Below are 20,646 nucleotides of genomic sequence, written 5' to 3' on the forward strand. Positions count from 1 at the left end.
TCAATTCTATCTTGAAGATTGTAATCAGAAAAGGAACATATTTTTTGGGAAAAATATTGTTCCTGCATTAGCTGAATTTTCTTGAGATTAAACTTCATATCCAATTTGCTTGAGTTGATTTCCGGCAATTTGATTAAACTTATCTATTTGCTCTGAAGTTAATTCTTGTTTATATCTATTTATTCTGGAACTATTAATTGGTTTAGATAATTGAGCAAATTCTGGTCTTTTGCTGTTAGTAATTGTATTTTGAGAATATTGATTTGGATCTAATTGGCTAGGATGATAATCTTCTTCTAGAAAATTCATGGTTTGCTTAATTACTGTTTCTGGATCTAAGGTTAATTCTTCATACTTAACATCTAAAATATTTGGATTATTTCCTTGATTTAGCCTAGCATCTACACACTTTTTCCAATATTTAGCATATCTTTCAATGCTTTTTCCTTGAACTACATTTACATGATTACGAGCTGAACAATAACAATCTCGACCATCCCGATACATATTGATAAATTGTGCATTAGGAAAATATTTAGCTAAAAAATCTATTCTCAATACATGGGGTGGTGTTTTTTCAATAAATCTTGTTCCGCCAACTTTTTTTAAAGTACATTCAGCCAATCTGTCAAAATAATCTACAATATCTTGCGATTGTTTCTGAATATCTTCTATTTCTGATTTAGTAATTTCAGAAAATGGTATACTAAATAATTCTTTATACATAAATATACCTGTTTCATAACCAGGACCGGTTAAATTTGGATGTACTCCTAATATTAATTTCATGAGAGTAGTTCCAGTTCTAGGAGCGCCAAAAACAAATATATGTCTTTGATGAGATTTTGATTTAGGAAAACGCCAGATAACATTTTTAGGTAGGCGAGTAGGATTTTTTAGCAATTGACCAATTGTTTGTGTTAAAGTCATGTTAAACTTATAAAAAATCATCAAAGTCTATAATTATTATTTTACTCAAGTCTAAGAAATATTGTCAATAACCTATTGGTTTTATTTTCGAAGTAATTTGACAGTTCGATTTTAATCAACTTTTTTTCAACTAATTTAAAAGTCACATCGTTTCTTGTCAAATAATTATGAATAATCCACCCAAATTCTCCTATAATTATCCTACTCTTGAGCCTGGGATTTTGATTAAACGTTATAAAAGATTTCTGGCAGATATAGAGTTAAAATCTGGGGAAATTATTACTGCTCACTGTGCAAATACAGGCCCGATGACTGGAGTTTCTAACCCTGGTAGTCCTGTGATGGTTTCTCATAGTAATAACCCTAAACGAAAGTTGGCTTATACTTGGGAATTAATTCAAGTAACAGATAATGAACCGACTTGGGTAGGAATTAATACGGCTTTACCTAATCGAGTTATTAAGTTAGCTTTGGCAGAATACTTATTTCCTGAATTGGGAGATTATTGTGAAGTTAAACCAGAAGTTGTTTATGGAAAAGACAAAAAAAGTAGGGTAGATTTTAAGTTAATTAGCGATAGTCAAAATATTTATCTTGAGGTAAAAAATACGACTTGGGCAAATCAACGAATTGCTTTATTTCCAGATACAGTTACAGAAAGAGGGCAAAAGCATTTACGAGAATTAATTGAAGTAGTTAAAAAAGGGGAAAGAGCAGTATGTTTATTTTTTATAAATCGTGGAGATTGTTATCAGTTTTCCCCTGGAGATATTGCTGATCCTGGTTATGGTGAACTCTTGAGAGAAGCTGTTAAAGAAGGGGTAGAAATTTTGCCCTGTAGATTTGAAGTTACTCCCCAAGAAATTCGCTATTTAGGTATGGCAGAATTTCTTAATTAGGTTTTTTGTATTGATTAATTAATTTATCTTTTATTTTGCGTTTAATACCCCAGCGTCATTTTAGTTATCAGTTATAGCAATTATCATATTGGTGAGGTAAAAATTCCTTTGTTTTAGGGAGTATTCAATTAATAATTAATAATTAATTATTACCTCTCCTTGAAAATGGATAGGATTGACTAAAAGGAAAATTTTTTCTTGTTTCTCCTTTAAACCCTCTCCTTTAAACCTTAATTATTCGGTAATTCGAGAAACAGGGGATAGAAAAAAAGAAAAACAACTTTATCTCACTAATTTGAGAAACGCTATATAAATTATCAGTTATCAGTTATCAGTTGTTAACAAAAATGCTTAAAATCGTTTGGGGTTTGTAGACAGCAAGTGGCCGGTCGTTGACTATCGATAAGTAATTTTCTTTTCAGCCTTCTTCCTTCTTCCTTCTTCCCTCTTCCCTCTTCCTTCTTCCTTCTTCCTTCTTCAATTATGAACCAAAACATTTCAATGTTGATTAAAGCCTGTAATCATCTAGGCTATGAATATGAAATTCTACATGAATCTGGAAATTTAGTAGTTGTCAAAAATCAAGGTAAATCTCATGTATTTGTGAATTGGGCAACACCACTAAACTCATCATCAGTTACTCATTTATGTCGTGACAAAGAATACTTTTATCAATATTTTAAACCCCATATCAATATTCCCAAAACTAAGGGTTACTTAAATCCTAATTGTAATGAGTTATATTCTAGTTATGTGAAAGATTCTAATGTAGAAGAAATAGCAAATAATATTGAGCAAAACTTTGACTATCCTGTTGTATTGAAAAAAAACAAAGGCTCAAAGGGAAGAAATGTATTTAAGTGTAATGATAGAAGTAAAGTCATAAACTCCCTTGATACAATTTATGATTTAAGCAATTACAAATACGATTATATTGCTATTAGTCAAGAATATATTCATATTCAGAAAGAATTTAGAGCTTTGTTTCTAGAAGGTGATTTACATTGTGTATATGAGAAGAGTATTACTGGAGCAAAATTTGTCGGAAATTTAAGTAGACTACATTGGGAAGGAGCAAAAGCTAAGATTATATTGGATATAGATTTTTTAGAACAAATACAATATTTCTGTAAACCCATATTTCAAAATTGTGAATTAAAATATACGGGATTAGATATAGCTCTAGATACAAATAATAAACTCTGGTTAATTGAAGCGAACTCTGAACCAGGATTTGATTATTTAGTTAGAGACTGCGGGGAAGAATTAGCAATAGAATGGTACAGAAAAACACTACTATTAATATTCTCCCAATCACATTACTCCAAATAATAGTTTAGTAATTTTTAGCTACATTCAAAATTTAAGAGTTAATTTTTGAGATTTGCGACAAACCCTAGTTTTCCTAAATTGATACTTCCAAATTAGGCGTTGCTGAATCAAGGGATGAATCTTTTTTGAACAGGAAAATCTCATCCTTAATACTTCATACTTATTTTTTGTCCAAGCATACAATTCATCCCACAAATATGCAACGTCTCTCCTTCTATTCCTCTTTCTTCTTCTTTCTTCCCTCCTGACTCCTGACTCGGTTCTCCCCCTCCTGGGAGGGGTTAGGGATGGGTTGACTCCTAAGTAATTAAGGTTAATATCATACACGCGCTTCAGCAACGCCCCAAATTAAGATACTATTGCTTTTGCCTCCTGGAGATATTTAAGATTAACAAAGTTATGAATTATTTTCTTTTATTACCAACCCTTGCCATAGTAAAATAATATTTTAATTTAAATATTTATCCGATCGCCTAATATCAAGTAATACCAAGCATGAAAAAAGAATGTTACGAATAATAGGGGCAATTAAAAGACTTTATCGGAGATTTACCTTGGACAAAAAAGATAAATTCCGACCTAATAAATGGTATAAAAACTATTCATTATGTACGTCGCCAATCCAACACCTCCCCTACCTAACTCCTCAAAAATAACCCATTTATTTGTAGATAATATTTATCAAATTGGTATAACATTAATTAACAGCAATGTAGAGATTTTTCATACAATTCCTCTACGACCAAAAAATAGAGTCTCCACTTTCAAGGGGATAAAAAAGTAAACTTCAGTATTTCCAGCATCTGGCTTCAGTTGGTGATTTTTTTAATAGAATAGATTTGTCTGCTTACTTCTTAGCTATTGCTTTTTCTAGATTCATTACTTCCAGTTTTAATTAGACAATAATAATTTTAACTCTAAATAAGTCATATTTTTACTTTTAATAAGACTATGATAATCCAAAATAATTCACGACAATTTGATTGCTGCAGTTTTTTATATCCCCATATTATCTATTCCTTAAAAGTCTAGAATATCTCAAAACTCAAATTAAGATTGCTATTCTATACTTCAGAAAAAAACTTTTTATCGATCGACCAAACAAATGTTAATTTCATCAAAAAAACTTACTACTTTAATCATAATACTTGTACTTACACTTGCCAGTGGATGTTCTCTACTGTTAAAACCTTCTCCTAAAGTTCATATAACTCTAGGAAATCCAAGTAATGCCACAACTTATATTGAAAATACAGATAATTATTTACTAGAAAAAACTCAATATGTATTGTCATATAACCGGGATAAAGGAACAGCAAATTGGGTAAGTTGGCAACTGAATAAATCTTGGTTAGGAAATGTAGAAAGACAGGATGATTTTCGCCCTGATGATAGTTTACCTGAAGACTGGTATCAGGTCAGACCTAGTGATTATCGAAATACTGGTTATGACCGAGGACATTTAATTCCTTCCGCAGATCGTACTGCTAATGAAGAAGATAATTCAGCCACATTTTTAATGACAAATATAATTCCTCAGAGTCCAGATAATAATCGTGAAACTTGGCGGGGATTAGAACAATATTCTCGTGAACTTGTACAACAAGGAAATGAACTTTATATTATTGCTGGAGGATACAGAAAAAAAGCAACTATTGCCGAAGGTAAAGTAACTATTCCTAGTCGTACATGGAAAATTATAGTAGTGGTAAAACCTGGTTCTGGTTTGAGGGGAGTTGATAAAAATACTAGAGTAATTACAGTGGATATGCCTAATTCAAATCGGATTAGAAATGACTGGAAAGCTTACCGAGTTTCAGTGGATAAAATTGAAACTGAGACTGGTTATGATTTTCTTTCAAAAGTTCCTAAAGAAATTCAAGATGTAATTGAAAGTAGAGTTGATCGGCAGTAGATAAGTTAAAATTAATAGGTTCAAAATTGACTTGAATAAGCTAGTAGGTTGTAGGTTGTAAATTAAAAAATTTGGTAGTCCTAAATATGTAAGGATATTGATTAATGAATCCTTTCCATTGTCAGGAGGTAAGCTGTAAAATTATTACTTTACCACTACCAAAATTTTCAAGTATATATTATATAGTTTCCAGATAAGTTGTTAAACTAAAGAAGGCAACAGGGAATAAACAAAAATGGTAAAAATATTTCCCTATTCAAGTTTCAATAGAAACTGTAGCTATACCTGCATAATCTCCTGTATTTGTCTTACCAACTATATAAACATCTTTTCTCACCTCACCCACCTTATAAACCTTTAAATCACTCAAATATTGTTTCATCATACTGACAAGTTTTTGATATTTCCTTACCACTTCATATTCTTCTGCGTTATGCCAATCTTTTTCTCTAATTACCAATCTAAAAAAAACTTCAAATTCTATTACTTTAACTGTAGTCTCTAAAGAATGTTTAGTAATTTTCAAAACAATTTCATTATTTAATGAAATTCCCTCTCCAAATTCCCAAATAAAAACTTCAAAAGGATAATCAGATTCACTCATCCATAGTAAATCTTTTACCAGTTCATCTAATTGCTCAAAAATTTCTAAATTAGTTAAAGTCATTTTCATTAATTGATAATGGATAATTGATAATTGCCTCTGGTTAAAACCGTTACGGAATTGAATATAAGGAAATATTATTTCTTTTTTTTCCCTTCAAAGGGTCGGCTTTAAACCAGAATTATTTAATTATTAATTATTCGGTAATTAATACTAAAATTACTAATAAATTTATAGACTATTGAGGTGAAATATCTAATCCTCGTTTACCTCCCCAACTTTCCACAATTTTATCATCATAATCATCAGCAACTTTCAATACTGTTAAAGCCAACTCTTACAGTTAATTATGGTCACAAGTAAAATTAACCGTACTATAATTTCCCATGTCATTTCAGTTATCAGTTATCAGTAAGCTTAATAGCACGATAAAACTCCGTTTTCCTGGCGTGAAAAAAAACTTATCCTGTCTTATTCTTACTTTAGCTTCCTTTCCCTTATGCTCAATTATTCAACTTGGCGTGATAAGTAATTAAGTACAATTAATTATATATTTTATGGTCAGGTTAAATAGATAGGCAAAATGATTTTCATATTTACTGCTCAAGTATACAAGTATATTTTTTTTCCTACTTCCAAGTCCTTAATTAAAAATGTTATGGCACTACACAAATTAGGTTAGGACATTCATCTATATCCTAATCCTACAGCAACTACCTTTTAATATATTTTGATGATTAGGCGATCGCTAAAGTAACTTATTTGATTGTTTTTGTATAATGTTTAGCTTTCAAAATCACAAAAATCAACCAATTTTGAAATCAGAAGTCAAGAGTAGAATATAACTGTAACTTTTAATTTTTGATTTTTTGCTTACTTTCTAGAGTGTTTCTTACATTTTGAGGCACTCTGAAAATTACCCACTCGCCCTTGACTTGCCCGAAGCAATATTAGGTTGTCTAAAATACATTTGTAAACTAATTAAATTATCACCAGTAGAGGAAACATTTATGGCAATGACTATGGTTGAAAAAATCCTGGCCAAAGCATCAGGAAAATCTACCGTTACCCCAGGAGAAAATATTTGGATCAACGTAGACGTACTAATGACCCACGATGTCTGTGGTCCTGGTACTATTGGCATTTTCAAAAAAGAATTTGGCGAAAAAGCCCAAGTTTGGGACCGGGAAAAAATCGTTCTGATCCCAGACCACTATATTTTCACCGCCGACAAACGAGCTAACCGTAATGTAGATATCTTGCGAGACTTTGCCCAAGAACAAAACATCAAATACTTTTACGACATTATCGATCGCTCAGACTTCAAAGCTAACCCAGACTACAAAGGAGTTTGCCACGTTGCTCTCGCCCAAGAAGGGCACACCCGTCCAGGGGAAGTATTATTTGGCACAGACTCCCATACTTGTAATGCCGGTGCTTTTGGACAATTTGCCACAGGTATAGGCAATACTGATGCTGCCTTTATCTTAGGTACTGGCAAACTACTTGTAAAAGTGCCAGCAACTATGCGGTTTGTCTTGAATGGAGAAATGCCGAACTATTTATTAGCAAAAGACTTAATCTTGCAAATTATTGGAGATATTTCTGTTTCCGGCGCTACTTATAGAACAATGGAATTTGCTGGAGAGACGGTGAAACAGATGACAATGGAAGAACGAATGACCCTCTGCAATATGGTCATTGAAGCAGGTGGTAAAAATGGAGTTATCGCTGCGGATGAAACTACTTTTAAATATTTGCAAGGTCGAACAGATAAAACATTTGAGTCATTTCAGACAGATGAAAATGCGACATTTTATAGCGATCGCTTCTACGATGTGACAAAACTAGAACCTGTAGTGGCAAAACCCCATTCTCCAGATAATAAAGAACTTGCTCGTAATTGTCAGGATGTCAAAATTGACCGAGTTTATATTGGTTCTTGTACAGGTGGAAAAACTTCTGACTTTCTTCATGCAGCTAAACTTATTAAAGGTCATCAGGTGAAAGTTCCCACCTATTTAGTACCAGCAACTCAGAAAGTTTATGAGGATTTATTTAACTTAAAACATGATGGAAAAACCCTCTCAGAAATATTTTTAGATGCTGGTTGTATTGAACCTGCTGCTCCCTCTTGTGCTGCTTGTTTAGGCGGACCAAAAGATACATTTGGGCGATTAAATGAACCAGAAATTTGTGTGTCTACAACTAATCGTAATTTCCCTGGTCGAATGGGGAATAAACAGGCACAAGTTTATTTAGCTTCTCCCTATACAGCAGCAGCTTCCGCACTGACTGGATATGTGACTGACCCACGAGAAGTTATGTAGGGTTTGCGCTCATAAAGCTAAAGTTTGCGGGGGTGGGGAGTGTGGGAAGTGTGGGAGGTGTGGGGAGGGTGGGAAGACAGAGAAAGCAGGAGGAATAATTGTTAGAGTGATTTTTATGTCCCCCTCACCCCAAAATCCTAACTTTTTGAGCTTAAAAAGCTAAAAGCCTGGTAATTTTTCCATACTCAGAAAGGCTAAAAGCTTTATCTGTCAATGCTTTGATATTTAATCAGCAAGCCCTATGTAATTAATAAAAGGGTGAGCCTATTCTACAACTCACCCTAATAATACAGCAGCATATTTTATTTTTCACCTCAATTTTGAAACTAAATTCTTGCTTTTTATTGTTCTTGATTAAGAAATATTCTCCTCAGCTTCCTCCAGGAATGTAGAATAAACAAACCCTGCAGTTATTGCTCCTATTCTGGGAGCAATCCAGAATAACCATAACTGAGCAATTGGCCAACTAACACTGCCAAAAATTGCAGAAATAATAGCTGGACCTGTACTACGAGCTGGATTTACTGACAAGTTAGTAACTGGAATTCCTATTAAGTGAACTAGGGTTAATCCTAAGCCAATAGGCACAGGTGCAAAACCTCCGGGGGCACGACGATCGGTCGAACCTAATATGATGATTAAAAATATAAAAGTCAAGACAAATTCAGCAATAAAACCTGCTAGTAAAGAATATTCTCCGGGAGAATGTTCACCAAACCCATTTGAAGCTAATGCTCCAGCGCTAATATCAAAGCCTGATTTTCCTGTAGCAATGAGATATAAAGTTAATGCTCCAAATACTGCTCCAACTAATTGAGCCAGAATATAAGGTAATATATCTCCTCCAGAAAAACGTTTCCCAAAATATAAACCAAAAGTAACTGCTGGATTGAAGTGACCGCCAGAAATATGACCCACGGCATAAGCCATTGTCAAGACTGTTAAGCCAAATGCAAGAGAAACCCCAAGTAGTGCAATACCAAGAGTATTTTGAGTAGCTTCAGGAAAATTAGCTGCGAAAACTGCACTTCCACAGCCTCCAAAAACTAATACAAATGTTCCGATTGCTTCTGCTATTAGTTTTTTTGTTTGCATTATTTTCAAAAAAAATTATAACTTCAGAATTAACCATAATTATATCTTTAATTTTTATAATTTATTCCATATATTAGTATTTTTTAATATATTACTTTTTTGTAGGTATTTATAAATTTTACTGTTACTAGACAAGGTTTCCCAATCCTTTTGTTAAAGCTTCCTCTTTTATACCATTAATGTTTTTATCGTGTAAATTCGCATAAACAATATATTTTTAATAAGGATTGACAGCGATTTTCAAGTTAATAAAGTACAAAAAAATTAAGTAAATAGGCAATATAAAACAAGGAATAAAAGATAATTTAAAGAGGAATTTTTTAATTAAGTAAGTAGGAGATTTTACAAATGATTTAGGATTGCTATATCTCCATTAATTACCAAAATAAATCACCATTGACGAAAAGGATTTTTCGATAAATTAGAATTAGTATATCTCTTATCGTGAGATACTTCTTCTCCTATCCAATCTGGCAATTCAACTTCTTGATTTTCATTATAAAGTTCCACTTCAGCCACAATTAAACCTTGATTATCTCCAGCAAACTCATCAACTTCCCAAATAAAATTACCATGAGAAACCTTATATCTAACCTTTTCAATTAAGGGCGAACTACACAAAGTATTCAACATCTCTTGAGCATCTTCAACTGGAATAGAATACTCATATTCTGACCGTGAATTACCCACAGAAGGTCCTTTAATAGTTAAATAGCCTTGGTCTCCCGCAATTCTTGCCCTTAATGTTATGCCATCTTCTGTAGACATATAACCTTGACGATAAACTTTTCCAACAGCTTGATTACGCCACCCGTTGCCTTTAACTAAAAACTTACGTTCTATTTCTATTGCCATTTTAATATTTAAGAACTTTTGAGAATTAATACAATGATTATTATCATAATGGGAGTGTCTGGTTCTGGTAAATCTACTATTGGAGAATTATTAGCAAAATCTCTAGATTATGAATTTTATGATGCCGATTCTTTTCACTCCCAAGCTAATATTGAAAAAATGAGTAGTGGTAATCCTTTAAATGATGCAGACCGAATTCCTTGGTTAGTAGAAATGAGAAATGCAATTGAGCAATGGTTAGAGAATAATAAAAATATTATATTAGCCTGTTCTGCTCTGAAAAAAGCTTATCGTCATCTACTTATAAAAGACTCACAAAATATTAAACTTGTCTACTTAAAAGGGTCTTTTGATTTGTTAGCCCAAAGACTAAAGGAACGAGAAAATCATTTTATGAAAGTTGAAATGTTAAGAAGTCAATTTGACGATTTGGAAGAACCAGAAGAAGCAATAATAATAAATATAGATGCTGTAAAATATCCCGAATATATTATCAATTCTATTAAGAATAGTTTGTAGAAATTTTGATTTATATTAGGTAGTGAAGTCGGGGAAAGGCAGGGGGTAGAGGATAGGAAATTCAGGGATATAGAAAACTATCTAAAAAAAAGTATTTGGAGAGCAAAATTGTTTGAATATTTGCGTAATCATTCTACCTTCAAATATTTGTTTTTTTTCTCCCTGATGGAAAAAGCTTTAAAGTCTTTTTGCAACTTATTTATCCCAAGCTCAAAAAGCTAATAGCTAGTTAACTTGTCTATCTCTATCTACAGTGAACCCCGATCAAGATATTATTCTATGCAACTTAGAAATAAATTTGATAAAATTACTGCCTTGAATAGTTGAGTAAAAGTAGTAATATTATCTTTTCTTTCACAGATTTAATACCTTACCGTCAACAGGAGTCCTTAAAATTGTTTGGGGTTTTAATCCCCATGCAATTTTTCCTTCTGCCTTCTGCCTTCTGCCTTCTTCCTTCTTCAATCACCTAAAACCTAACACTTTTCCTTTACTTCAAAAAACGACTTGCCATTCCCATCATATCTGAAATATCAACATCCCCATCTCCATCAGCATCCAAAAAGCTATTTAAAATATTATTAGATCCCTGATTAGGATTTTGAGTGTCATTACCAGTCTTCAATAAATTCAGAATTAGTGGTACTAAAGTAGGCAATAAATTCTGGATTTGTGAGAGGTCAAAACCTGTTTTTTCAGATATACTCTGAACAATTCCAGTAATTTGATTAGCTGAAAATAGAGATTCAACAGCTTGGGGATTAGGATCTGTACCTGCAAACTGATTGATAATTGCTTGAACTGCTCCATTACCAGACTCTTCTCGCTTCTGCTGTAAAGCTGAACGTACATAACCACCCAACATTGACATAGCAACTTGAGTTGCACCAGAATCTCCTCCGAGATTGCCGCTTAGTTGCTGCACTGTACCAAGAATACTGCTCAATTGACTCGTACTAGCTTCTTGATTAGGGTTATTAATAGCACCAACAATTTGATCGAAAAGTCCCATTATTTTTAAACTGTAATAATTTTTGACAACGAGCTTCAGAAAGGCCAATAACCTCTACTGAAGTCGTCTTTAATTATCTATCTTTGTTACCCAAATAGCTACTGAAAAATGCCTCAACTTCATCTACAGTAGGTTGAGCAGACATTGCTCCTTTTTTAGTAGCGCTTAAAGCACCCACCGCACTAGCATAAGTAACAATCTTTTTTGCTACCTCTGGTTCCTGTAGTTGACGAATACCATATTGGCGCAACTGATGTACAAAACCTGCGACAAAGCTATCACCAGCACCAGTAGTATCCACCACATCTATTGAAAAAGCTGGTACTTTCCCTTCATTTTCTGACAAGTAATAAGCACAACCTAGATCGCCAGCAGTTATTAATGTCCCTTCTACTGAATTTAATTGGTAAGTAATTGCAGCAGGTTCGGTAGATTCAAATAACCACTTAGCTTCTTCTATAGAGAGTTTGACAAAATCCACTCTTTTTAGTAGAGAATATATAAGCTCTTTAGCTTCATCTGGATTCGGCCAAAATGAAGGACGCCAGTTGACATCTACCATGATTTTAAGATGGTATTGGTCAGCCAATTCAAGAGCTTGGTAAATTGCTTGTCTAGTTTCAGGATAAGCTAGTCCAAGGGTTCCTAATATTAAAAAATCACCATTTAAAAATAAAGATTCTGGCAAAAGTTCAGCTTGTAAATGGGTATCAGCAAATTCTGTTGTCTGGCGATCGCCAAAACCAACAAATTCACGTTCCCCTGTTGTAGAGTGTAATACATAGACCTTTCGTGTTGGTGCGTCAGAATTTTGCTGGATACCAGTAGTGTCTACTCCCACTTCTTGCAAAAATTTTACCAGTGTTTTGCCTTCTGTATCTTGACCTATTGCACTAATTAAAGCAGTAGGAGTCCCTAGTTTGACTAAACCACAAGCAACATTGGCCAGGGCACCACCAGGGTAGATTGTCCAAGATTGAACTTGATTTAGAGGTATTCCGGGTCTGTCGGCCAAACAATCAAATAAAATTTCACCGAGACAGAGAACATGAAGATGGGTCATATTGATTAGAGTATCTCAAGTTATATATAGGTAGGGAAATTCGGAATATTTTAGTGTTGATTAAAATCTAAGGTATATTTAAAATCAATAATTTTTTTTTGAAAAAACATAATTAACTAATTTTATCCTCCCTCAGCTTTTTCATACTTTTCCCACTTAATAGATTGTCATTAAGGTGAATTTTGTCAAGATGTCTCTAAAATTATAATTAGGCAGATATACATATATAGACAAAAGTTATGACTGGTTGCGAGTCTCAAACCAAAATATCCCTTTCAGAAAGGGAACTTCAAGTTGTGGAGCTAGTGGCAGATGGGTTGACTAATGAAAAAATCGCCGAGAAGCTAGAAATTAGTAAGCGAACGGTAGATAATCATATCAGTAATATTCTGAGTAAGACTTCAACCCATAATCGAGTAGAACTGGTTCGTTGGGCTTTGCAGTGGGGCAAAGTATGTTTAGATAGTATCAACTGTTGTAATTTACCAGATACAACGGAACAATTGGTAAATCATAGCTTAGAGGGCGATATATTGGGAAGGTAAATATCAAGATGCAGACTGCGAAACAAAAACAACAACGTTATCAAATTAGCTGTCAAGGACTACCACTAGCAGTATATCGAGAAGTAGCAGCTCATTTGCGTCAAGTCGGCAAAGTAGAAGTGGACTTATTTTTTCTTCCTGTCTCAGAACCATTTGACTATGAAAAAAGCCAAATAGGAAGTCTGTGCTTAGAGTATACAGAAGATGCTGAAGATGCTGTCCGTCAAAAAGTAGACCAAATATTGGCCTATTATCAATCTAAATTCGGGCCTTGGGAAGCCAATCAAATTGCAGGTAATGGTGAGGGAGATTAGTCATTGCTCAAATATCAAATATTAGGGACTAATGACTGTCCCCTCTCTCAATTTTTTTAGTAATTATTGTTCTAATATCTGGCATTAAAGTTACTCTATGAAGATCAAACAAAAGTCTTAATTTTTACTAATAAACTCTATTTTCAACAATAACAAAAAGAGCTATAGCAATTTCCAAGAAGCGTGAGGTACAAAATTCCTGTGTTTTAGGGAGTAGGGAGTAGGGAGTAGGGAGTAGGGAATAGAAAAACAACTGTATCTCAGTAACTTGAGAAACACTATATGTCAGTATGTCAGTATGTAGTGATTATTTGTAGTAAATTAGTTATTATGTCTAAATCATAAATTACCTAATTTTATTATTTTTGGCTCTAGTAAATCAGGCTCTACTTCGCTTTGTAACTATCTTGTTCAGCATCCAGATATTTTTATTAGTAAAAAGAAAGAACCTAATTTTTTCTTGTATGATGAAGGTAGCATTATAACTAATCAAAAAGGAAAGATTACAGTTTATACTATAGATTGGTACAAGTATTGGTTTAGAAAACCACAAGAGAAAGCTATTGGATAAGCTTCTGTATCTTACATAGCTAATGAACAAGCTCCTATTAGTAATTAAATCAAGATTACCTGATGTTAAATTAATTGCTTTATTACGCGATCCTGTATCTCGTGTCTATTCTGATTATTTATTTAATCAAAGAAACAATAAACACGAAGGTGAAAAATCTTTGTTAAAAGCAATAGAAGCTGACCAAAAGCAAGGAGATCCCGAGCAATATTTTGAAAAAGGGTTGTACTACTATTACCTAAAAAAATATTTTGATATATTTGACCGTCAAAATATTAAACTTTTCTTATTTGAAGATTTTACCTCAGATCCTCTAAAGGTTGTCAAGGATATATTTACATTTTTAAATGTAGACAGTAGCTTTGTACCTCAAAGATGCTTCTTCAGGAATCCCAAAAAATAAGACTATTTATAATTTTATTTATAAAGATAATTTCCTTAGAAAAGCTTTACGTCCAATTATGAGAACTTTATTTCCTAACCGTAAAAAAAAGAAGAGCATTGTGGACGAATCTAATAAGTCGAAATTTATCTCGGCCTCCTCTACCCTCAGAAATGAGAAAAGTCATATTCGAGATGTATAAACCTGATATCATAAAATTACAAAAACTAATAGACCGAGATTTGTCAAAATGGTTGTCTTAATTTAAGCAATTGTAAGTAATACTTTTACCAATTATTCGTTAAGTAGAACATAGTAATTTTTGGGCACTATGTATCAAATTGTAAATTAGCTCAAAAGTTTATATTAATTGCTTTTAGTAGTTTTTTGATTAAAAATGCAACGTCTTTTTTTTGCCTGCTCTATTTATCTATTAGTAATTATTGAATACTATATTGCTCCTACACTAGCTTTATTTAGAATTGACTGATATCGAGAGATAAGCAGAATTATTATAATTCTCAATTAATTAACTATTGAAACATCAGAGATGTTACTATGCCACCAATACCATCTTATTTAATCCCTCTAGTAATTGTTTTAGTAATTGTTCCATCTGTAGTTGCTATCTTATTAAGAATTGTACTTCATTTTGACTTAGTAAATCAAGGAAATAAAGTTAGAAGACTAATTAATCAGCAGTCAGTAAATAAGCCAAGATTTATCGAATATTTAGAGGGCAGATTTACAGATGCAAGTAGTAAACTAGAGCAAGTTAATACAGGAGCATTAATAGACCAAGTTTATAGTAGACAAAGATTATTTGGATTAATATCTTATGAACAAATAGAATATTTATGTCGAATTTTACCTAATCTACTCGTGTCTTTTGGATTATTAGGTACTTTTATCGGCATTACTATTAATTTAACTTCTGTAAGCGAAACAATTAGCAATACTAATGCTACTGATGTTAGTAGTTTGCTCCGGGAATTACAAGTACCATTACAAGGCATGGGAATTGCCTTTACTAGCAGCTTAGTAGGAACCTTATTTAGTGTAGTAGTTACATCAGTTAATTTCATTTTTAATACTAGCCTTGCCAAAACTAGATTAATCAGTTTACTAGAAGACTATTTAGATAATATTTACTTACAAACAATAGAAGGTCAAACTCAGCTTGATAAAGTAGTAAAAGCTGTTGCTTATTCTTTTGAAGGATTTTTAACCAGATTTGGTCAAACAGTCAGAGTAGGAGTAGAGTCAGCTCTGCAAGATAAAATTCAAGAAATTCATAATGCTAATACTACTACCAGTAAATTAGCAGAACAGACTTTTGTGCGATTAGGAGAAGCTGCTGCTACAGTGGCAAAAAGTTCTAAAGATTTTCAGATAGCAGGGGATAGATTTCTAGAAATAGCACAGATATTTGAACATAGTCAATTTCCGCAAAAGTTAGCTAATTCAACAGCACAATTAGCCAATATTCAAAGTAATTTTTCTCAATCAACTTCGACTCTAGCTACTGCTGTTCAAGCAATAGAAATAGTAGTAATTGAACTACAGGGATATAGTAAGAGACTAGCCAAATTTGGAGAACAGATTACCAGTAATAATCAAACTTCATTAAGACTATTAGAATCTCATCAAAGTAATCAGAAATCTTTAGCTGAGATGATTAGACAATTACAAGAAGCATCACAAGGTTTTCAATTAGCAGTGGGAACTCTGGATAGTTTACAAAGAAGAGTAGTATCTAAAGCAGATAATTTAGATGAAGTACAAATTCAACTAAAAACTTTAGCAAATGCCTTGAATAATTCTACAGATGGTATTAGTCAGAGCATTAAATCTTTAGGAGACCAAATAGGGAAAGGTATGAGTAATCAAGCTAATCTGAATAATTCCCATTTAAGCGTCATCGCCACAAATTTACAGGAATATATCAATCAAATGCAAGAAACTAAAAATGAAATTTATCGGTTGACACATACTATCGATAAATTAGCAAATAAATAGGTGTGACAGCTCGCTGCTTCAAACCTTCTCTTGGCAAGCTCAAGACTTTTAAGTACCCCTTTTTTTTACCGAATAATTAAGGTTTAAAGCCTCTCCTTTAAAGGAGAAACAAGAAAAAAATTTTCCTTTTATTCAATCCTCTTCCTTTTAGGGAGAGGTAATTATCAATTATCCATTATCAATTATCAATTATTGAAATAAGTTATCTACAAATAGAACTATTGCCAAAGTAAAAAATAAATCTTTTTTTATCCCTTGTTTATTAAGCATCTCTATAGATTAGACATCTCCAGAAAAGAGGCAACAGGCAATAGCTCATCTGGCAACAGGGAGAAATAATTGATAATTGGTGGTGGTGCATATAATAGTAAAGGAAGTGTGGGGAGATGGGGACTCACCCCTCGCCCCTCCCCCTCCCAGGAGGGGAATTTGGGGAGATGGGGGGAGTGTGGGAGTGTGGGAAAAATTAAAAAATATATATCCTCACCAAAACCCATGCAGGACTACCTGATAATTTATGGATAAGAATTGATTTGATTTTTGATTTTTACCAGATGTCTATTTATGTTTTCTGCTATGTTTTCCCTGTTCTCTGTTCCCTGCTCCCTCACAGGAGTGTGCATTCCCTCTCTTTGTCGATGGTCGGACAGCGAGGAGACCCACCCTTGACAGAGTCGCTGCCTCTTTCCTCCGGAAGAGGAGCTTTCCTATGGTCATGCTGCGCAAACGCTAACACTTTATATGTTGCGGAGCAAAACGCCATCCCTCGACCGCTTGCAACTGTAGTCGTCGCGGGGTCGCACTGCTGTTCCCTGCTCCCGACTTTTGCCAGGAGTCTAATATATTTAATAATTTGATTATTAATAGGAATTAAAATAATTATGCGTCATCGTTCACGACTTGTTGAAGATAATCGCGACCTAGAAATTTGGCCGGCATTTACAGACTTAATGTCTAACTCTTTTATGATATTAAGTTTATTATTGCTATTAGCTATTATTAAATCTCTGTTTATAGAGTCAATTTCTGATGCCAACGAAAATCGCGCCCTACAACTGCAACAAGAAATTACTAATTTACAAAATCAAATTCAACAAAAGACTGGTGAAGTAACAGGATTACAAGGACAAATTGGTAACTTACAAAATCAAGTAACAAAATTACAAGGATTAGTAACTACCTCTGAAAATGAACTAGAGCAAAAGTCAAATAGAGTCACACAACTAGAAACAGAAATTGAAAAATTGAAGTCTCCACCTGTGATAGTAATTAGAGATTCTAAGTCTCGAAGATTTGAATCAGGAAGTGCGGAAATATCGGGAGATTTAAAAAGTTTTATTGAGGGAGATTTAATCAAACAAATAGAGGATTTTGCTAAGGAATATAAAGGTTATGTTGTTGAAGTAATAGGTCATACTGATGGTCAAGTAAATCAGAGAAGTGGAAGTAATTTAGATACTCAGTTAGAACAAGTTGCTAAGGGTAATGAATCTGTTAATAGTTTAGTACCAGGTTCAAATGCAGATTTAGGTTTGATGCGTGCTTTATCTGTTGTACAAGAACTTCAAAAAAACCCTCGTTTGAAAGAATTGGGGTTAAAATTTCGAGCTTATTCTGCAGCACAATTATATAACCCTGGGGGAGATTTTGCGGGGGCAAATCGTAATCCAAATCAGAGCAGACGTCGGATAGAAGTTCGGTTTACTCCTAGTGCGGTTGAGAGGTAGGTTAAAGTTGAAAGCAAGATTTTTAGCACAGATGTAATTGTAGATTTATGAACACGGAACCAAAACCGATGTATGAATGGAGGGACATCAACTGGCGAAAATTGGATAAGTTTACCGAATATAGTGGCATTAATCCTAAGGACTCGTGCAAAAATAACCTGAACAGTTTTTTTGATAGAAGCTATATTTCACAATTTATCCCAGATAAAATTTGTACAACTTATTTTTACATGGCTCCTAAGTTTGAAATTAAAATATACAATTGAGAATAATATAAATACTGCTAAAATTATTATGGCAAAATTTTGTTTGCAAGCTCCCTTTAAACCTACTGGTGACCAACCTGGAGCGATCGCTCAATTAACTGCTAATATTCAAACCGGACAGAATTTTCAAACATTACTAGGAGCTACTGGTACTGGTAAAACTTTTTCTATAGCTTCTGTGATAGAAAATGTTGGCAGACCGACATTAGTATTGGCTCATAATAAAACATTAGCTGCTCAATTATGTAATGAGTTAAGGGATTTTTTCCCTGATAATTCTGTGGAGTATTTTGTTAGTTATTACGATTATTATCAACCGGAAGCTTATATTCCAGTGACGGATACATATATAGAAAAAACTGCTTCGATTAATGATGAAATTGATATGTTGCGTCACTCGGCAACTCGGTCACTTTTTGAACGGCGAGATGTAATTGTTGTGGCTTCTATTAGTTGTATTTATGGTTTAGGAATGCCTGCTGAATATTTAAAAGCTGCGATTAAGTTACAAGTGGGAGAAGAAATTAATCAACGACAAATTTTAAGAGATTTAGCGACAGTTCAATATACTAGAAATGATTTAGATTTAGGTCGAGGAAAATTTCGAGTTAAGGGCGATGTTTTGGAAATCGGACCTGCTTATGAGGATAGAATTATTCGGGTAGAATTTTTTGGGGATGAAATAGATGCTATTCGTTATATTGACCCTGTAACTGGAAAAATCCTCCAAAGTTTAGAGTCTTTAAATGTATATCCGGCGCGTCACTTTGTTACTCCTGAAGAAAGATTAGAAGCAGCTTGTAATGATATAGAAGTAGAATTAGAAGAGCAATTAGAGGAATTAGAAAAAGCAGGAAAGTTGTTAGAAGCTCAACGTTTGGAACAACGTTGTAGATACGATATAGAAATGTTGCAGGAGGTAGGATATTGTAATGGAGTGGAAAATTATTCTCGGCATTTAGCAGGTAGAAAAGCGGGGGAACCGCCGGAATGTTTGATTGATTATTTTCCGAAAGATTGGTTGTTAATTATTGATGAATCTCATGTGACTGTTCCGCAAATTCGGGGAATGTATAATGGCGACCAAGCTAGGAAAAGGGTTTTAATTGAACATGGATTTCGTTTACCTAGTGCTGCGGATAATCGACCTTTAAAATCTGAGGAATTTTGGCAAAAGGTTAATCAATGTATTTTGGTTTCTGCTACTCCTGGAAATTGGGAAATAGAAAAATCTGACGATAGAATTGTTGAGCAAATTATTCGTCCGACTGGTGTTGTTGACCCGGAAATTTTTGTCCGTCCGACTGAGGGTCAGGTTGACGATTTATTGGGTGAAATTAGGGAAAGGGTTAAGTTGGAAGAGAGGGTTTTAATTACTACTTTAACTAAGCGGATGGCTGAAGATTTGACTGAATATTTGCAGGAGCAAAATGTGAAGGTTCGTTATTTGCACTCGGAGATTAATTCTATTCAGAGAATTGAGATTTTGCAGGGGTTGCGAGAGGGAGAGTTTGATGTATTAATTGGGGTGAATTTATTACGGGAAGGTTTGGATTTGCCAGAGGTTTCTTTGGTAGCTATTTTAGATGCGGATAAGGAGGGATTTTTACGAGCGGAACGTTCATTAATTCAGACTATTGGTAGGGCGGCGCGTCATGTCCGGGGTCAGGCTATTTTATATGCGGATAATTTGACGGATAGTATGATTAAAGCTATAGATGAAACGGAGAGAAGGCGAGGAATTCAGTTGGCATATAATAGGATGAATAATATTACACCGAAGCCTATTGTAAAAAAACAAAGTAATGCAATTTTGGCGTTTTTGGATGTGTCACGCCGTTTAAATTCTCAACAGTTGGAAGAGGTGTATGAACAGGTGGATGAGTTATCTTTAGAGGAGCTACCAGAGTGGATTAAAAAGTTAGAAACTCAGATGAAAGAAGCAGCAAAAAAATTAGAATTTGAAGATGCAGCTAAATTGCGTGATCGGATTAAGCATTTGCGGGATAAATTAGTGGGTAATTCTTGAAAATTATTAAAAAAGGAAGAAGGAAGAAGTAGTTGTCCAGTAGGGTGTGTTAGCGTTTGCGCAGCATTCCGCAGGAAAGCGTAACGCACCATTTTTTAGGGAAGCATAACTCATATCATGTCCGGTAGCATCGTTTGTGTATAATTGAAGAGGAGAAAAATAATTCCCAGGAGCGATCGCCATTATGCCAAGACGCTTAAGTATCCAAGAACACCTAAGTATAGATGAACTAGAAAGAA

Annotated in this window: 20 protein-coding genes; 12 read left to right on the forward strand and 8 right to left on the reverse strand. The window is 33.8% G+C overall.

Annotated elements, in window-relative coordinates:
• Positions 1 to 87: 87 nt before the first annotated feature.
• Positions 88 to 930 (reverse strand): sulfotransferase, encoded by an 843-nt coding sequence (locus tag F6K27_RS19675; RefSeq protein ID WP_287278904.1) that lies wholly within the window; start codon positions 928 to 930, stop codon positions 88 to 90.
• Between the two features lie 167 nt (positions 931 to 1,097).
• Between F6K27_RS19675 and sfsA the strand changes: the two genes are divergently transcribed.
• Positions 1,098 to 1,829, forward strand: a complete 732-nt coding sequence (sfsA, locus tag F6K27_RS19680) for a DNA/RNA nuclease SfsA (RefSeq protein WP_287278905.1) — start codon at positions 1,098 to 1,100, stop codon at positions 1,827 to 1,829.
• A 338-nt stretch (positions 1,830 to 2,167) separates the two neighbouring features.
• Here sfsA and F6K27_RS19685 read toward each other — a convergent pair whose 3' ends face one another.
• Positions 2,168 to 2,326, reverse strand: coding sequence for a hypothetical protein (locus F6K27_RS19685; protein WP_287278906.1), 159 nt, complete (start codon positions 2,324 to 2,326; stop codon positions 2,168 to 2,170).
• Here F6K27_RS19685 and F6K27_RS19690 point away from each other — a divergent pair.
• Both F6K27_RS19690 and F6K27_RS19695 read left to right on the forward strand, forming a co-directional pair.
• Positions 2,313 to 3,161, forward strand: coding sequence for a RimK family alpha-L-glutamate ligase (locus F6K27_RS19690; RefSeq protein ID WP_287278907.1), 849 nt, complete (start codon positions 2,313 to 2,315; stop codon positions 3,159 to 3,161). The two genes, F6K27_RS19685 and F6K27_RS19690, sit on opposite strands and share 14 nt — an antisense overlap.
• A 1,105-nt stretch (positions 3,162 to 4,266) precedes the next feature.
• Complete coding sequence (locus F6K27_RS19695; protein ID WP_287278908.1) at positions 4,267 to 5,076, forward strand: DNA/RNA non-specific endonuclease; 810 nt, start codon at positions 4,267 to 4,269, stop codon at positions 5,074 to 5,076.
• Positions 5,077 to 5,332: 256 nt separating this feature from the next.
• Here F6K27_RS19695 and F6K27_RS19700 read toward each other — a convergent pair whose 3' ends face one another.
• On the reverse strand, positions 5,333 to 5,743 hold the full coding sequence (locus tag F6K27_RS19700) for a nuclease A inhibitor family protein (protein ID WP_161564376.1): 411 nt from the start codon (positions 5,741 to 5,743) through the stop codon (positions 5,333 to 5,335).
• A gap of 947 nt (positions 5,744 to 6,690) precedes the next feature.
• On the opposite strand from F6K27_RS19700, the gene F6K27_RS19705 reads away from it, so the two are divergent.
• The gene (locus F6K27_RS19705) at positions 6,691 to 8,010 is read left to right on the forward strand and encodes a 3-isopropylmalate dehydratase large subunit (protein WP_287284291.1); all 1,320 of its coding nucleotides are present in this window, start codon (positions 6,691 to 6,693) and stop codon (positions 8,008 to 8,010) included.
• A 354-nt stretch (positions 8,011 to 8,364) separates the two neighbouring features.
• Here the strand turns inward: F6K27_RS19705 and aqpZ are convergent, their stop codons facing one another.
• The gene (aqpZ, locus tag F6K27_RS19710; protein ID WP_353736026.1) at positions 8,365 to 9,105 is read right to left on the reverse strand and encodes an aquaporin Z; all 741 of its coding nucleotides are present in this window, start codon (positions 9,103 to 9,105) and stop codon (positions 8,365 to 8,367) included.
• Positions 9,106 to 9,495: 390 nt separating this feature from the next.
• Positions 9,496 to 9,960, reverse strand: a complete 465-nt coding sequence (locus F6K27_RS19715; protein ID WP_287278910.1) for a CYTH domain-containing protein — start codon at positions 9,958 to 9,960, stop codon at positions 9,496 to 9,498.
• 33 nt (positions 9,961 to 9,993) lie between these two features.
• Here F6K27_RS19715 and F6K27_RS19720 point away from each other — a divergent pair, with 33 nt between their 5' ends.
• Positions 9,994 to 10,479 (forward strand): gluconokinase, encoded by a 486-nt coding sequence (locus tag F6K27_RS19720; protein WP_287278911.1) that lies wholly within the window; start codon positions 9,994 to 9,996, stop codon positions 10,477 to 10,479.
• A gap of 490 nt (positions 10,480 to 10,969) precedes the next feature.
• Here the strand turns inward: F6K27_RS19720 and F6K27_RS19725 are convergent, their stop codons facing one another.
• Entirely contained in the window at positions 10,970 to 11,491 is a 522-nt protein-coding gene (locus F6K27_RS19725; protein ID WP_287278912.1) for a DUF937 domain-containing protein, read from the reverse strand.
• Positions 11,492 to 11,564: 73 nt separating this feature from the next.
• On the reverse strand, positions 11,565 to 12,554 hold the full coding sequence (locus F6K27_RS19730) for a carbohydrate kinase (RefSeq protein WP_287278913.1): 990 nt from the start codon (positions 12,552 to 12,554) through the stop codon (positions 11,565 to 11,567).
• Between the two features lie 239 nt (positions 12,555 to 12,793).
• On the opposite strand from F6K27_RS19730, the gene F6K27_RS19735 reads away from it, so the two are divergent.
• From F6K27_RS19735 to uvrB, 7 genes are all read left to right on the forward strand, one after another.
• The gene (locus F6K27_RS19735; protein WP_287278914.1) at positions 12,794 to 13,099 is read left to right on the forward strand and encodes a response regulator transcription factor; all 306 of its coding nucleotides are present in this window, start codon (positions 12,794 to 12,796) and stop codon (positions 13,097 to 13,099) included.
• Positions 13,100 to 13,107: 8 nt separating this feature from the next.
• A complete protein-coding gene (locus tag F6K27_RS19740; RefSeq protein WP_124154799.1) occupies positions 13,108 to 13,413 on the forward strand; it encodes a hypothetical protein in 306 nt (101 codons plus the stop codon).
• A 593-nt stretch (positions 13,414 to 14,006) separates the two neighbouring features.
• Entirely contained in the window at positions 14,007 to 14,387 is a 381-nt protein-coding gene (locus tag F6K27_RS19745; RefSeq protein WP_287278915.1) for a sulfotransferase domain-containing protein, read from the forward strand.
• Positions 14,388 to 14,924: 537 nt separating this feature from the next.
• Positions 14,925 to 16,385 carry a hypothetical protein gene (locus tag F6K27_RS19750; RefSeq protein WP_287278916.1) on the forward strand — a complete coding sequence of 487 codons (1,461 nt, stop codon included), beginning with the start codon at positions 14,925 to 14,927 and terminating at the stop codon, positions 16,383 to 16,385.
• Between the two features lie 339 nt (positions 16,386 to 16,724).
• Entirely contained in the window at positions 16,725 to 16,910 is a 186-nt protein-coding gene (locus tag F6K27_RS19755) for a hypothetical protein (protein ID WP_287243590.1), read from the forward strand.
• Between the two features lie 356 nt (positions 16,911 to 17,266).
• On the forward strand, positions 17,267 to 18,112 hold the full coding sequence (locus F6K27_RS19760; protein ID WP_124143778.1) for an OmpA family protein: 846 nt from the start codon (positions 17,267 to 17,269) through the stop codon (positions 18,110 to 18,112).
• 294 nt (positions 18,113 to 18,406) lie between these two features.
• Positions 18,407 to 20,407 (forward strand): excinuclease ABC subunit UvrB, encoded by a 2,001-nt coding sequence (uvrB, locus tag F6K27_RS19765; protein WP_287278917.1) that lies wholly within the window; start codon positions 18,407 to 18,409, stop codon positions 20,405 to 20,407.
• Between the two features lie 6 nt (positions 20,408 to 20,413).
• Here the strand turns inward: uvrB and F6K27_RS19770 are convergent.
• Positions 20,414 to 20,646, reverse strand: a 233-nt coding sequence (locus F6K27_RS19770; RefSeq protein ID WP_287278918.1) for a hypothetical protein, incomplete at its 5' end; no start/stop codon positions are given.

Origin of the sequence: Okeania sp. SIO2F5 (assembly GCF_010692685.1) — a bacterium.
Taxonomy (GTDB): domain Bacteria; phylum Cyanobacteriota; class Cyanobacteriia; order Cyanobacteriales; family Microcoleaceae; genus Okeania; species Okeania hirsuta.

Excerpts from the sequence above, each read along its gene's own strand:
- F6K27_RS19675 (WP_287278904.1), bottom strand. The coding sequence starts at position 930 with ATGACTTTAACACAAACAATTGGTCAATTGCTAAAAAATCCTACTCGC.
- sfsA (WP_287278905.1), top strand. The coding sequence starts at position 1,098 with ATGAATAATCCACCCAAATTCTCCTATAATTATCCTACTCTTGAGCCT.
- F6K27_RS19690 (WP_287278907.1), top strand. The coding sequence starts at position 2,313 with ATGAACCAAAACATTTCAATGTTGATTAAAGCCTGTAATCATCTAGGC.
- F6K27_RS19685 (WP_287278906.1), bottom strand. The coding sequence starts at position 2,326 with ATGTTTTGGTTCATAATTGAAGAAGGAAGAAGGAAGAAGGAAGAGGGA.
- F6K27_RS19695 (WP_287278908.1), top strand. The coding sequence starts at position 4,267 with ATGTTAATTTCATCAAAAAAACTTACTACTTTAATCATAATACTTGTA.
- F6K27_RS19700 (WP_161564376.1), bottom strand. The coding sequence starts at position 5,743 with ATGACTTTAACTAATTTAGAAATTTTTGAGCAATTAGATGAACTGGTA.
- F6K27_RS19705 (WP_287284291.1), top strand. The coding sequence starts at position 6,691 with ATGGCAATGACTATGGTTGAAAAAATCCTGGCCAAAGCATCAGGAAAA.
- aqpZ (WP_353736026.1), bottom strand. The coding sequence starts at position 9,105 with ATGCAAACAAAAAAACTAATAGCAGAAGCAATCGGAACATTTGTATTA.
- F6K27_RS19715 (WP_287278910.1), bottom strand. The coding sequence starts at position 9,960 with ATGGCAATAGAAATAGAACGTAAGTTTTTAGTTAAAGGCAACGGGTGG.
- F6K27_RS19720 (WP_287278911.1), top strand. The coding sequence starts at position 9,994 with ATGATTATTATCATAATGGGAGTGTCTGGTTCTGGTAAATCTACTATT.
- F6K27_RS19725 (WP_287278912.1), bottom strand. The coding sequence starts at position 11,491 with ATGGGACTTTTCGATCAAATTGTTGGTGCTATTAATAACCCTAATCAA.
- F6K27_RS19730 (WP_287278913.1), bottom strand. The coding sequence starts at position 12,554 with ATGACCCATCTTCATGTTCTCTGTCTCGGTGAAATTTTATTTGATTGT.
- F6K27_RS19735 (WP_287278914.1), top strand. The coding sequence starts at position 12,794 with ATGACTGGTTGCGAGTCTCAAACCAAAATATCCCTTTCAGAAAGGGAA.
- F6K27_RS19740 (WP_124154799.1), top strand. The coding sequence starts at position 13,108 with ATGCAGACTGCGAAACAAAAACAACAACGTTATCAAATTAGCTGTCAA.
- F6K27_RS19745 (WP_287278915.1), top strand. The coding sequence starts at position 14,007 with ATGAACAAGCTCCTATTAGTAATTAAATCAAGATTACCTGATGTTAAA.
- F6K27_RS19750 (WP_287278916.1), top strand. The coding sequence starts at position 14,925 with ATGCCACCAATACCATCTTATTTAATCCCTCTAGTAATTGTTTTAGTA.
- F6K27_RS19760 (WP_124143778.1), top strand. The coding sequence starts at position 17,267 with ATGCGTCATCGTTCACGACTTGTTGAAGATAATCGCGACCTAGAAATT.
- uvrB (WP_287278917.1), top strand. The coding sequence starts at position 18,407 with ATGGCAAAATTTTGTTTGCAAGCTCCCTTTAAACCTACTGGTGACCAA.